Source organism: bacterium (assembly GCA_016708025.1).
Lineage (GTDB): Bacteria > Zixibacteria > MSB-5A5 > GN15 > FEB-12 > FEB-12.
In genome coordinates this window covers 828,835-841,323 of record JADJGQ010000001.1, presented here as the reverse complement: position 1 = coordinate 841,323, position 12,489 = coordinate 828,835, and the positions used below count along the sequence as shown (strand labels likewise).

Annotated in this window: 9 protein-coding genes; 6 read left to right on the top strand and 3 right to left on the bottom strand. The window is 55.2% G+C overall.

The window, feature by feature from the left end:
- Positions 1-36 precede the first annotated feature (36 nt).
- The 4 genes from IPH75_03650 (at position 37) to recN (ending at position 6,482) form a co-directional block, all read left to right on the top strand.
- Positions 37-672 carry a CvpA family protein gene (locus IPH75_03650; protein MBK7141162.1) on the top strand — a complete coding sequence of 212 codons (636 nt, stop codon included), beginning with the start codon at positions 37-39 and terminating at the stop codon, positions 670-672.
- Positions 673-748: 76 nt separating this feature from the next.
- Complete coding sequence (locus IPH75_03645) at positions 749-3,115, top strand: endonuclease MutS2 (protein MBK7141161.1); 2,367 nt, start codon at positions 749-751, stop codon at positions 3,113-3,115.
- A complete protein-coding gene (locus IPH75_03640) occupies positions 3,112-4,833 on the top strand; it encodes a DNA primase (GenBank protein MBK7141160.1) in 1,722 nt (573 codons plus the stop codon). The genes IPH75_03645 and IPH75_03640 overlap by 4 nt, the downstream gene beginning before the upstream one ends.
- Positions 4,833-6,482 (top strand): DNA repair protein RecN, encoded by a 1,650-nt coding sequence (recN, locus tag IPH75_03635; GenBank protein ID MBK7141159.1) that lies wholly within the window; start codon positions 4,833-4,835, stop codon positions 6,480-6,482. Before IPH75_03640 ends, recN begins: the two co-directional genes overlap by 1 nt.
- Here recN and IPH75_03630 read toward each other — a convergent pair.
- From IPH75_03630 to IPH75_03620, 3 genes are all read right to left on the bottom strand, one after another.
- The gene (locus tag IPH75_03630) at positions 6,445-6,972 is read right to left on the bottom strand and encodes a QueT transporter family protein (protein MBK7141158.1); all 528 of its coding nucleotides are present in this window, start codon (positions 6,970-6,972) and stop codon (positions 6,445-6,447) included. The two genes, recN and IPH75_03630, sit on opposite strands and share 38 nt — an antisense overlap.
- A 16-nt stretch (positions 6,973-6,988) precedes the next feature.
- Positions 6,989-7,681: an HTH domain-containing protein gene (locus tag IPH75_03625; GenBank protein MBK7141157.1), complete on the bottom strand. Its 693-nt coding sequence runs from the start codon at positions 7,679-7,681 to the stop codon at positions 6,989-6,991.
- 235 nt (positions 7,682-7,916) lie between these two features.
- Positions 7,917-8,885 carry a YafY family transcriptional regulator gene (locus tag IPH75_03620; GenBank protein MBK7141156.1) on the bottom strand — a complete coding sequence of 323 codons (969 nt, stop codon included), beginning with the start codon at positions 8,883-8,885 and terminating at the stop codon, positions 7,917-7,919.
- Positions 8,886-9,119: 234 nt separating this feature from the next.
- Here IPH75_03620 and IPH75_03615 point away from each other — a divergent pair, with 234 nt between their 5' ends.
- Together IPH75_03615 and IPH75_03610 are read left to right on the top strand one after the other, a co-directional pair.
- Positions 9,120-11,165 carry a hypothetical protein gene (locus tag IPH75_03615; protein MBK7141155.1) on the top strand — a complete coding sequence of 682 codons (2,046 nt, stop codon included), beginning with the start codon at positions 9,120-9,122 and terminating at the stop codon, positions 11,163-11,165.
- A gap of 11 nt (positions 11,166-11,176) precedes the next feature.
- On the top strand, positions 11,177-12,472 hold the full coding sequence (locus tag IPH75_03610; GenBank protein MBK7141154.1) for a hypothetical protein: 1,296 nt from the start codon (positions 11,177-11,179) through the stop codon (positions 12,470-12,472).
- Positions 12,473-12,489: the final 17 nt, after the last annotated feature.

Here is a 12,489-nt window from a genome sequence, read left to right as displayed (position 1 = left end):
CCTCGCCATTGTTACTGTCAACTAAGGGAGTCCAAGATGAATTGGATTGATTTCGTCCTTATAGCGCTGCTATTGACCGGTCTGGTGATCGGGGCGAAAAAGGGATTGGTCCGGGAGCTGTCGGCCTTTGTCATCTTTTTTGCCGCCATCATCCTGACCCTAACTTACATCGATTCGTTCGCAATCTGGGTATACAGCAAATTGGGGGGCTCGCCGATGGTTTCGGCGTTTGTCTCGTTCATGTTCCTGCTGGCGATCTCGTATGGGATATTCAAGCTGGCGGGGTATATCTTCTACAAGGTTGCCTCGGTCAAATCCCAGGGGAAGCCTGATCAGGTTGGCGGGGCGATTGTCGGGCTGGTGCGCGGCTGGGTTTCTGTCAGCTTTGTGGTATTGGTCACTTTCATGCTCCCTCTCCCCGACTCCTTCTATCTGGCCTTTGACAGTTCATTCCTCGGCAAGGCGGTAGCCAAAACGGTACCGCTGATGTTTGAGTCGACCAAGATGGTCCACCCGGAATCCCCGTCGTTCATTGCCAAGATGGAGAGTACGTTGATCGGCGCTCCCGGCACACAGAAGTCCGGCAAAACGATGCCGACCGAGGACCGCGAGCAGGCGTATCGGGTGATGTACCAGTTAGATCGCTTTTTCAATCTCAATCCAGGCACGTAAATCGGTTTTCCCGTAGCATTGGTTCCCTTATATTAGAACCGGCCAAGAGGCCGGTTTTTTTATTGAGCGAACGAACATGATAGAACAACACACTCTCGATACCCTCGAATACCCCAAGGTCAAGTCCTTGATCGCCGGGAAGACCCTTACGCCATTCGGCAAAGAGGAGGTCGCGGCATGGGAGCCGGTCACCGACCTGCGCGTTATCACGCAACGTCAGACCGAGATCTCCCAGATGAAGGATATTGTCCTGTTTGGGGACCCGTTCCCGATGTCGCGCCTCGAGGATTGCCGCGACCTGTTGAGCAAATCCCAGATCCCCGGCATTTTTCTCGACCCGAAAGAGATCTTCTCGGTGCTGGAACTGCTCGAGGTCTCGATTGACCTGCATAATTTCGACAAGGATGGCCGCGCCAAATATCCGGCGCTTCGTGAATATATCGAAGGAATCCGCGCTTATCCGGAGCTGGTCCGGGATATCAAGAAGGCGATCGATGAAAAGGGTGATATCAAGGATGATGCCTCCCCCAAGCTTCGCCAGGTCCGCTACGAACTGATTGAGTCGAAGAGGAAGATCATCCGTTCCCTCGACTCGATCCTTGGCGCACAGTCGAAAAAGCCAGGCTGGCAGGATGATGTCGTCACCCAGCGCAACGGACGGTATGTGATCCCGGTGCCAGCCGATGGCTTCCGGCATGACCTCGGCATCCTGCATGACCGGAGCCAATCCGGGGCGACATTCTATGTCGAGCCGAAAGAGACGGTCGAACTGAATAACCGCCTCAATATGCTTTTCCAGGAAGAGCGGATCGAAATGGACCGGATCCTTCGCGCTCTGACCGCGGGGATCGCCTCGCGGGTTGATGACCTGGAGAAAAACATCTTCCTGATCGGGAAACTTGATTCATTTTATGCGGCGGCGAAATTCGGCGCTCAGGTCAAAGCAAATCAGCCAACTATGGTTGAGGAAGCACGGTTCAAGCTTTTGGATGCCCGCCACCCTTTGCTTCTGGCGCAGTTTGGTTCGGAAGAAAAGGTCGTGCCGATGACGTTGGGGCTCGATGCGGACCGTCAAGCAGTGGTGGTAACCGGGCCTAACACCGGCGGCAAGACGATCGTGCTGAAAACGATCGGGCTACTGCAACTGATGGCCCAGACCGGTTTGCTGATTCCGGCAGGTGAACGGTCCGAAGTTGGCCTGTTCGACAAAGTGTTTGCGGATATCGGCGATGAACAGTCTATTGAGTTGTCGCTATCTACTTTCTCATCGCATATCAGCAATATCATTCATGCAGTCAAAAACTGTGACAACCGGTCGTTGATCCTGTTCGATGAGATCGGCGCCGGGACTGACCCGAAAGAAGGTTCAGCGCTGGCCGAAGCGATTATCCTGAGTCTGGTGGAGCGAGGTGCACGTCTGGTCGCGACCACGCACTATTCGCAGCTTAAGTCTCTCCCATTGCAACATCCGGCAATTGAGAATGCTTCGCTCGAGTTCAATCGCGAGACGCTTGCGCCAACCTATCGACTGAGACTGGGGATTCCGGGGTCATCGTATGCGGTGGAGATCGCCGGGCGGCTAGGGATGCCTGATGGGATCACCAACCATGCCTCTACCCTGCTCGGGAGCGGCGAGCGAACATTGGCCGATCTGATAGCTTCGATGGAGGCTGAACTGATCAAGGTGAAGGAAGACCGCGCCGCACTTACCGAACGACTTGAGCAAGCGAAAGAACTGGAAGAGCGCTACAAGCAATTGACCGAGAAGTTTGACAAAGACATGCAGCAGGAGCGCGAAAAAGCGCTGGCAGAGACCGAGACTCTCCTCAACAATGCGCGCAAGGAGACGGAACGCTTGGTCGGCGAGATCCGCAAAACGCAGGCGGACAAAGATTCGGTCAAAAAGATGCATAAGCTGCTCAAGAGCGCCGAAACTGACCTGACTTCTATCAAGGCCAAAACGACCGAGGCCAAGCAGAAAGGGATCGAGGCGATCCGCTTCATGAAGGGGGATGCCGTCCGGCTTGCCGCTCTGAACAAAGAGGGGATAATCGAAAGCCTGATCGGCGATGACCGCGCCAAGGTCAGGATCGGGAATGTCCGGACGATCGTCGAACTGCGCGGGCTTCGACGGGTCGACCAGGTTACCAAAGAGTTTGAGTTTAAGCCGGTCGGTTCCATACACCCGGATGAGCAGATCTCGCCGGAGATACATCTTCGTGGGATGACCGGCGAAGAGGCGCAGGAAGCGCTCGACCGTTATCTTGACCGAGCCATCGTTGCCGGTCTAACGCAGGTTTATGTCGTGCATGGGAAGGGAACCGGCGCACTCCGTCGCACGTTGACCGAGTATCTGAAGAAACATCGCGATGTCGACTCGCTCCGGTTGGGTGACTGGAACGAGGGGGGCGCGGGTGTGACGATCGTCAAGTTGAAGCGATGATCCCACAGGAAACGATAGAGCAGATCCGTCAAGCGACCGATATCGCGCAGATAATCGGTGAGTATGTCCGTCTCAAAAAACGAGGCAAGACATGGGAAGCCTGCTGCCCGTTTCACACGGAAAAAACCCCCTCATTCAAGGTCAATACCGACAAGCAGATTTATCATTGCTTTGGTTGCGGCAAAGGAGGGAATGTTTTCACTTTCCTCATTGAACATGACAAGATGTCGTTCATCGAGGCGGTGAAGCATCTCGCGCGGAAAGCGAATATCCCGATTCGGGAAGAGGTCTCCGACGCCAAACGTGAGCAGTTCGAAAAGCTGAATTACGCTCAGCAGGTCGCGCTTGAGTACTTTCAGTCAGTACTAATGCAGTCGCAGTACAAAGTGGTGCTGGACGGCTATCTGAAGAAAAAGCGACAAATCGATGATGAGACAATTCAGTTCTTCAAGTTCGGTCTGTCGGGCGAGTCATGGGATGGCCTGATAAAACATGCGGCGACCAAAGGAATTACCGGTGAAGAACTGCATCAAGCTGGACTGGCCGTCTTTTCCGACACCAAGAAGTCATATTTTGACCGCTTCCGCCAGCGACTGATGATCCCGATTTTCAATCTCAGTCAGAGGCCGATCGGATTCGGCGGACGAACCTTGAAGAAGGGTGAACCGGCGAAGTATGTCAATTCTCCGGAGACTCCCCTCTACTCCAAAGGGAATGTGCTATACGGACTGAATTTCTCGCGCGACTTTATCCGTGACGCCAATCGCGCGTATATAGTCGAAGGGTATTTTGACTTCATCTCGCTCTGGCAGGCGGGAGTGAAAAATGTGGTGGCATCATCAGGGACCGCGTTCACCCAACAGCAAGCGAGATTGCTGGCACGGTTCGCCGAAGAAGTCTATCTGTTCTTTGATGCGGATTCGGCCGGTCAGAATGCGGCACTTCGGTCGGTTGACTCTCTGTATGATGCCGGCCTTGAGGTGCGGGTGATGATCCCTCCACCGGGCGAGGACCCGGATTCGGTCGCCCGGAAATTCGGGCGCGACAAGATCGATGATCTGGCATACGACGCGGTCGGATTCATTCCCTTCCGCGTCCAGAGAGTCAACCTGGAGCATTCGGGGATTATCGCCAAAGAGAAACTGGTCAAAGAACTAAGCGCGCTGGCCGAGAAGATCACTGACCCGACACGTCGGGCGCTGTTCTATGCCGAAGCATCGACATCGTTGTCAATCGATCAGTCGATCTTCCAGAACGCCGTCCCCTCCGGACGGGTCGAGGCTCAGAACCAGGCATTTCGCCATGCCAAGCGGCAGAAGATCGAGATGGAGTTTCTTTCCCTGCTCTTCTGCAATCCTGGCTGTCTGGATGAAGCCCTGGAAGCGATCTCCGCCGATGACCTTGACTCCAAACAGCTTTCCCGGCTCTATTCGGCCATGATACAACAATATCAAAAGATTGGGATGATCCAGGCCGATAAGCTGATAGAGAACTTCGTCGATGAAACCGCCATCTCACTGGCCACCGAGGTTGCCTCGATAGAATGGGAACCGGACGTGGTGGAAGTGGAAACAAAAAAGTATATTCAGTTGATGGCGGAGCGAAAGCGGAAACGGATTCGCGCTGACCTCCAGAAGGAACTGGCCAAAGCGGAAGCTGACGGCGACCAGGAACGGGCCAGCGCTCTCTTAGAACAGATCAAGAGCTTTGGACTGTAATGCTCAAGCAAATGCACATCGAGAATATCGCCCTGCTCGAATCGGCAGACCTGTCGTTCGATCGCGGGATGCTGGTGTTGACCGGTGAGACCGGCGCCGGAAAGTCGATTATTGTCACTGCCCTCTCCCTCGCGCTGGGAAGTCGCGCGGAGCGTGAATATATCCGCCATGGTGAAGAGAAGGCGGTCGTCTCAGCAACCTTCAATGTCTCCCAGATGCCAGCCGCCTATCGCAAGCAGTATGCTGATTGTATAGTTGACAACAGCATCACGGTGATGCGCGAGGTTTCGCGTGACGGCAATTCCCGGATCAGGATCAACGACTCCCCTTCGACACTGGCAAAATTGCGGGATATTGTCGCCCCGCTGGCGGAGATCCTCGGGCAACATGCCAACCAGATGCTGATGGATGAGGAGAATCATCTCGGCTTCCTGGATCGGTTCGCCTCACTCGAAAACCTGCGCTCAGAGGTTGGTGAATTGTATGCCGCCTGGGATAAGGCCGCTACGGAATATAAGAAGACGGTCTCACGCAGGCAGCAATTGATTGAAGAACGAGAGCTACTGCTGTATCAGCGCAGCGAGATAGTGAAAGCGAATCTTCGGGTCGGCGAAGAGGATGACCTGCAACGTGAGCGGAAGATCCTCGACTCTTCCCGCGCTCTGGCCGCGGCGGCGGCGACTATTGAGCAGATACTCGGCGGGGATGAAAACGGGGCGGTCCAGCAGTTGCGGGCCGCGCGTAAAGAACTTGAGAAGATGGCCGCGGTCGACAGCAGCCTCGCCCCACAATTGGCGGAACTGACTGACCTTGACTATCGAATCGAGGAGATGCGGAGATTTGTGGAGCAGTACGGCGGCTCGATTGCCGATGATCCGAACCGAATTGACGAAATCAACGAACGGCTGGATGAGATCTACAAACTGAAGCGGAAATTCGGCGGGACGGTTGAAGCGGTTCTTGAGGCACTTGCCGGAATCGAAGATCGGCTCAAGCAACGCCCGGATATCGATTCCTTGATAGCTCGTCTCGAAAAGGAACAGGCGCAACATCTGGCAGACTATACGATCAAAGCGAAAGAGCTCTCTTCCCTGCGCCGCAAAGCCGCCGATTATCTGCATAAACTGGTGGTGAAGGAACTGGGAGAGTTGGCGATCGAGGGGGCGAATTTCGAGTTTGAGTTTGTCTCCGAACTGGATGCGAACGGCATCGAGAATCACGGCAAAACAGTCAAGCCGACTGCGGTCGGACTGGAGAACGGGCGTTTCCTCTTTTCAGCCAACCGTGGCGAGCCACTCAAATCGCTAGTGAAGACAGCATCGGGCGGTGAGATATCCCGCGTGCTGTTGGCGCTCAAGGCCGCCGAAAAGAAAAACAACAACCTGCAGCGATCTCTGCTGGTATTCGACGAAGTCGATGTTGGTATTGGCGGGCAGACTGCCTTTGAGGTCGCCAAGAAGCTGAAGCGGCTGTCTGAGGATACCCAGGTGCTGGTGGTGACACACCTCCACCAAATCGCGCGTTTGGCCGATTCGCACTATGTCGCCAGTAAACGAGCGAAACGAGGGGCACGGTCAGAGATCATCGTGCAAAGGTTAGATGGACCGCAGATCAAGTCCGAGCTTGACCGGATGGTTGCTCTCCCCTGAAAATCCAGCCGATCCGCTTTTCCAATATCCAGAGGAACGGCAGCCCCAGCAGATAGCAGGCGGCCAACTCACCCAACCCGATCATCTGGACCGCAAACCAATAGTCGACCTGAATGATAGGCGCAAGGTAGGCGGCCACGCCAAATGCATTGAACAGGACCGCAGGCATCGGGGCGAGCCAGGTACGGAGTCTAAGAGATCCGAATTCCCATCGGCGCAACCAGTAGGTAATCGTCGCGGCGCCAGCCGTGAGGATCGGCCCAATGATGATATCCAGTATCCCCTGTCCCCCAAAATAGTTCGCCACCAGACAGCCAACATACAGCCCGGCGATCGCCCCGCGGTTGAGGAACGGAAGCACAGTGAGTGCCTCGGCCACGCGAAGTTGATAGACGCCGAATGAGATGGGCGCCAACGCCAGGGTCAGGACGGCATACAGTGCCGCCACTACTCCGGCAAAGGTGATCTGGGAGATCGGTCGAGGGTTCATCGACCTCAGATGTACATCAATCGTCGGACGAGGTCAAATCCTTTTTCCCGCGCCGAAGACTGGTGCGAGCCGAGGCGATCCGGTGAGGCTCAAACTTATGATGGGTGATCCGGATAGAACGAACTTTCTGAATCTCTATTTCCCGTGGCGCAGCCTCATTGCCGACCATCGCAACCATGAAGAGATTCTCCGCCCGCATGGTCAAACCAACGGGCATGCAGTCTTCCAGCATTGGAGAGCTGTCACGAAACGTGAGGATCACTTTCAGTGACTGGGCAGCGGCACGGAGAAACCGCTGGATCAGCTTACTCTCCTCTTCCCTGGTTCCGACCGGCAGGATCTGATCGAAGTAGATCAGCGTACGATGTTCCTGCTTGGTGCGCTGACCGATCCGGGAGAGGACTTTCTGTTCGATCAGGCGGAAGCGGCGTTCAAAGAACGGATACTCCGCCAGCGGATTGTTGCGCAGACAAAAGCAGAGTAGTTCGAGATCATCGGTGCTGAATTCGCGGAGCGGCAGATTGTGGTCTTTTTCGAGACGGTAGCCATTGTCGAAATAGACCGGGACATTCATTCGCGCCAGGGTGGTCATGTCGCGATAGATCGTTCGTGGGGAGACGCTTGATGCTGTGCAGAGTTGATCAACGGTGACAACTCGGCGGGTCTGCATCAAGCGCAAGTGATGCATCAGTCGTTCAGCTTTGGTCACGTACAGTCACCTGCAAAATCCTTATGGCCGGTGAAACCTCACTTTGGTCTCGTCGGAAACTTGGCTCCGGGTGAGACTTAGTGAGGCGTCCCCCCCGGCGCCTCGACATGGATATTGGTTCCTGTTCTAATATCGAAAAAGCCACTGCCAAAATCCGGCAGTGGCTTTTCAACAATTTTGAGAATAATTAGGTTATTTGTACGCAGTTGTAGGCAGTTTCCGCCCACGTCGAAGGCTAGGGACTGACTTGGTCGCTCTTTCGGTAGAGTTGATCGAGAGCCTGGGCGAGGCGGCTCATCTCCCAACGGAGCTGGTCTGGCTCAAGGATCTCGGCCTCGCTTCCAAACCCCAGCACCCAGCGCTGAATCTCCTCAACTCCACGAACGGTAATACGATAGAGGACCGAACCGTCTTCCTGGGGAGATACTTCTTCGTGCTGGTGGTGTGTTCGCGAAGAGACGATTTTCGCGGCTTTACCAGTGAAACGAACCAGAACCTCGATCGGGTCACCGCTGTAAACCTGCCAGCTTCCGTCAAAATACCGCTCGGCGGTCACCCCTTGCCGCGGTTGGAAGTGCTCGTCGAATTTTGACAGTGATTGGATCTGGTCGAGGCGGAAGGTCCGAAAGTCCTGGCGGAGCCGACAGTAGGCAACCAGATAGAATGCGCGCCCCCGAAAGACGACAAAATATGGTTCCACCACCCGGCTGGTCGGGCCGGACTCGACCGAATTGTACGACATTTCCAGACAGTAGGATTCACGCGCGGCAGCCTCGATCTCACCAAACCAGAGCTCAGCTCGGTCGGATTGAGTTGATTCAATAGAGATCGCGGTCGCACTGACTGCTGTTTTTTTCTGCTCGCGAACAACTGCAGGAAGATTGGATTCCACCTTGGCGCGGATCTGGCGAAGTATCTCGCCGTACTTGCCGGTCAGGTTGAGCGGAGTGGATTCCAGCGCCAGTCGCAGTGCGCTGTACTCCTCGAAATTGAAATTGAGCGGCGGCAGGAAATTGTCGGTCGCCAGCTTGTATCCATTGTCGTAGTAGATCGGGACATTTGCTTCGGACAGCGAAATGATATCGCGGTAGATGGAGCGTTCCGTGCAACCACACTCTTTGGCCAGCGTGGCGGCATTGAGATTTCGTCGTGATCGGAGCAGGTTCAGGATATGCAGCATCCGATCATATTTGGACATCGTCATCGAGTTGTCTCCCAGTCGTACAAAGTAACCAGAAAGATCGATCAGGTCAAATCTATCCGACCTATGGGGATCCCCCCATAGGCTGGCACTCTCCCCTCAGAACCGCTGAGAGACGGTTCGGCGACGCCGACGTATTCCCTTGCCTCTCTTTGTATTACGAGCGCAAAACGGATTGGCATCGGCTTTGCGTTTGTCCTGCTGTGTTGAAACGGAAACAGGAGGAAAGGGGAAAGTATGTCACGCAACCGTCGGTCCAGGCAGAAAGATGACTCACAAGTCAGCCTGGGGAATTTCATGCTCCACTGGGGAGCCAAGCTGATCTTCCTGACCCTAATTGTGGTCGTGGTGCTCAGCATGGTCCAGTGCACCGTGAAAAAGCCCGAGGCGCCCGAATGGAATACGCAGTTAGTCGTTCCGCTGGTTAATCGCACCTATGATATGCCGGAGATCATCAGTCGCATCGATCAGGATGCGATCTCGATGGATGATGACAGCAATGTCGTTTTCTCTGTGGAGCAGGCGCTGGATACGGTCCAGCTTGACGCCGCCAATCTAACTACGGCCTCGCTCTCCTATAATATCAGCCAGCAACTCGGACAGTTCACCATAGCCGCTCCGAATGTCACGCCGGTGACAGTCCCGATCGGCGACATGCCAAGCATTCCGCAGATCTACCCGGCAGTCGTGCCGGATCTGTCTTTTGATATACCTGCGACTTTCCCGGCTTTGTCGGGAATGACCTCAGCGACGATCGCGGATGGCAGTCTTTATCTGGTCGCTACCAATAATCTGGGAATCAATCTGAATACCGTGTCGGTGACGCTTTTTGATGAAGGGCGAAGCCTGACGGTCGGTACCCAGACGTTCGCGGCCGGAATCAATGATGGCGAAACCGACTCTGTGCTGTTCGTACTCGATGGCCAGACCATTTCCAATAGTTTTTCGGCAACCGCGATGTGCCATACTCCCGGCGGGGCGATCCCGTCCGCGGATGGTCGCGAATTTGCCGTGGAGATCCATTTCGTCAGCGATCTGACAGTGGATGGCGCGATGGCGGAAATCCCGGCGATCAGCCGCGATTTCAGCGACGCTGTTTCTCTCGATGAATCTGATGTCATTACCAGTGCGGTTCTCTCCGGTGGTCAGGTCGGCCTGACGATCAATAACAACTCTGCCCTGCCGGCGACTCTGGAGATCACCATCCCTGACCTGAAACTGAATAACGTCCCATTGCAGGTGACCCGCCAGGTCACTTCGTCGGGAACTACTAACGTTTCTATCCCGCTTGCCGGCTATGTGCTCTCGCCTGCAGATATCGTACTTCCGCAGGAACTGCCGATCAACATCAGCGCCACGATCGCTGAAACCGCGCCGAACCAGGTGACGGTCAGTTCGATCAACAGCTTCGGCGTGCAGGCCTCGATCAGCGGCCTGACCTTTACCGCCGTCACCGGCAATTTCAGCAGCACAAATATGACGATCGACCCGATCGTGCAGGATATCGATGTCCCGACCGGCTTTGACTCCATTCAGTTGGTTAACGCCGTGCTGACGATCGAACTTGAGAACTCAGTCGGCCTTCCCGGCCAGTTGGATATCAATCTCGTAGGCAACAACGGCAAGACCCTGAATATCAACGGGCTGGTCAATGCTCGCGTGCTGGCGACGGCCGCCACCACCACGCTGACCGAAACCGATGTCGCCAACTTCCTCTCCCCGTTACCGTCGCAGGTTTCCATTTCTGGTTCCGCCTCATTCGGTGATGGCAGCTCCGGGACGATCCGTGATGGTGACTATATCACCGGCACAGTCCGGATCGATGCTCCAGTTGAGATGATCATACCGGAAACCCCGATCGAAACGGATATCGAATCCGAAGAGATCGAGCAGGATGATATCGACCAGATCACAGACCACGTTATTGAAGCGCGTCTGGTGTACAATATTACAAACCACCTTCCGTTAGGTGCCTCGATCTCCCTGGTCTTTTCCGCTGATTCCGCCACGCTGTATACCAATCCGGAACTGGTGATCGACTCTATTTCGGTCAGTGCGGCGCCGGTGGTGTCGAGTGTGGTCGTGGATACGCTTTCCACGGGCGAACAGACGATCCTGCTGGACAGCGCGGATATCCAGATCCTGAAGCATGCGAAGCTGTATATCGGCCAGGAATTGATCCTGCATGGCTCCAATGGCCAGCCGGTGAAGCTGACCAAGAATGACTTCATCTCGGTGATCGGCCGGATCGAAGTTGAATACCGATTTGACGGTGAATTTTAAGGGAGGCCGCAATGAAACGGACTAAAATGATGGAAAAAGCAGTTGAGCGGCCGCTCGCATTTGGATGGCTGCTGGTCATGGCCAGCCTTCTGACGCTGGTCCTGATCCTCTCGTCGCAGGCGCTGGCCTCTGGTCAGTCCTCGGCTCGCTCGGTCGCCATGGGTGGCGCGCATATCGGCCTCGCCTCGGGCGTTGATGCCGCGCGTTATAACCCGGCCAATCTCGGCCTGGCGTCCCACCGCAACACCGGCATCGAGTTTGTCGGAGTTGGCGCGAATATTTCGAACAACAGCTTCACGCTGGCGGATTACAATAAGTACACAGGTGCTTTCCTGACCGCTGAAGACAAAGCAGATATTCTGGGCAAGATCCCGGATGACGGTTTGCGACTAGCCGCCGATGTTGAGGCGACCGCTATGGCGATCTCCGCCGGACCGTTCGGACTAACCGTCCTCGGGATCGGTACCGCCGATGTAAATCTGAATCGCGATATCTTCGAACTTGTCCTCAACGGCAATACGTTCGCTGATACGATCAGTGTTGACGGTTCATACTCCGATGCAGTCAGCTATGCCTCGGCTGGACTCTCCTACGGCATGCCTATTTACACCAGCGGAAGCCGCCAGCTTTCGGTCGGCTTCACCGCAAAATATCTCCGTGGAATCGCCATTGAACAGGTGGTCGAGCTGCAGGGGATGGTCGCGACCTATGCGACCGGTTATGCCGGACAGGGAAATTTGGTCGCGCAGACGGCGACAGGTGGAACCGGCTACGGTTTGGATCTTGGCGCCGCGCTCAAGCTGAACAACAGCTACACCGCCGGTATCAAGATCGAGAATTTCTTCTCCAAGCTGACCTGGGATAATGAGACGGAAGAACATGGTTACATTTTCAATTTCGATACCATGACTGCTGACAACATGGAAGAAGACTATGTCGTCTCTGAGAATTACACGCGCGAGATAGCCAGTTTTGAGACCACGATACCATCGGTCATGACTGTCGGTATTGCCAATACCGCCGGCAGCCTGGTCTGGGCGGTTGACTATCAGCAGAAGTTCCGTTCGCAGAACGGCATTTCAACCAAGCCGCGTCTGGCGGTTGGTGCAGAGTGGTCACCGATCGGGATGCTCCCGCTCCGCGTTGGTTATGCGACCGGTGGGGATCGCAACGCCGCATTCTCGTTTGGCAGCGGACTGCATTTGCTGGCCTTTTATGTCGACGCCGCCGCTGTCACCGGCACCACCGGCTCCGGTTACTCCTCGAAAGGAGTACACCTGGCCCTTTCCACTGGACTGCAATTCTAACGGAAGATGAGGATAGA

Bases quoted from the DNA above. Each gene is read 5' to 3' on its own strand.
- IPH75_03650 (MBK7141162.1), top strand. From the start codon at position 37: ATGAATTGGATTGATTTCGTCCTTATAGCGCTGCTATTGACCGGTCTG.
- IPH75_03645 (MBK7141161.1), top strand. From the start codon at position 749: ATGATAGAACAACACACTCTCGATACCCTCGAATACCCCAAGGTCAAG.
- IPH75_03640 (MBK7141160.1), top strand. From the start codon at position 3,112: ATGATCCCACAGGAAACGATAGAGCAGATCCGTCAAGCGACCGATATC.
- recN (MBK7141159.1), top strand. From the start codon at position 4,833: ATGCTCAAGCAAATGCACATCGAGAATATCGCCCTGCTCGAATCGGCA.
- IPH75_03630 (MBK7141158.1), bottom strand. From the start codon at position 6,972: ATGAACCCTCGACCGATCTCCCAGATCACCTTTGCCGGAGTAGTGGCG.
- IPH75_03620 (MBK7141156.1), bottom strand. From the start codon at position 8,885: ATGACGATGTCCAAATATGATCGGATGCTGCATATCCTGAACCTGCTC.
- IPH75_03615 (MBK7141155.1), top strand. From the start codon at position 9,120: ATGTCACGCAACCGTCGGTCCAGGCAGAAAGATGACTCACAAGTCAGC.
- IPH75_03610 (MBK7141154.1), top strand. From the start codon at position 11,177: ATGAAACGGACTAAAATGATGGAAAAAGCAGTTGAGCGGCCGCTCGCA.